We start from the raw sequence: 649 nt of genomic DNA on the forward strand, positions 1-649 counted from the left end.
TGAAGTCCCCTCGAATTCCTGAGCCAGTCAGAAATAGAGGTTTGGGAACAGTTTGACACGGTACTCGACCGGTGGGATTCGGCCGAGGGCTTCATGGGGCCGATGGTGGTTGTAGCGGTGCAGCCAATCAGCCGTCATGTCACGTACTTCCTGCAGTGACTCGAAGACATAGCAATCGAGGACTTCTGTGCGGTAGGTCTTGTTGAATCGCTCGACATAGGCGTTCTGCGTGGGCTTGCCTGGTTGGATGTACTGCAGGGCGATGCCCTTGCTCTGAGCCCACTGGGCCAGTGTGTGGGCGATGAACTCCGGGCCGTTATCCAGGCGAATCGACAGCGGTGCACCGCGCACCTCCACCAGTTCGTTCAAGGCCCGGATGACACGCGCAGCCGGCAGGCTGGTGTCGACCTCAATGCGCAGGCCCTCGCGGTTGAACTCATCGATGACGTTGAAGGTCCTGAAGCGACGACCTGACCACAGCGCATCGGCCATGAAGTCGCAGCTCCAGCCGCGGTTGGGTTGACCAGCAGCCTCCAGGGGTTGCTTGATACGCGCAGGCAGCCGCTTCTTGCCGCGCCGTGGCAGGTTCAACCGCAGCTCGCAGTAGACGCGCCAGAGCACCGTCTTGCCCCAGGGCTTGCCTTGGTGG

General features: G+C 61.2%; 1 protein-coding gene. It reads right to left on the reverse strand.

The genetic code is table 11. From position 1 onward, the window contains the following. Nucleotides 1-27 precede the first annotated feature (27 nt). Nucleotides 28-649: IS3 family transposase (locus HFL01S_RS24480; protein WP_066263965.1), on the reverse strand; the 622-nt coding region annotated here is incomplete at its 5' end.

This window comes from Hydrogenophaga flava NBRC 102514 (assembly GCF_001571145.1).
Taxonomy (GTDB): domain Bacteria; phylum Pseudomonadota; class Gammaproteobacteria; order Burkholderiales; family Burkholderiaceae_C; genus Hydrogenophaga; species Hydrogenophaga flava.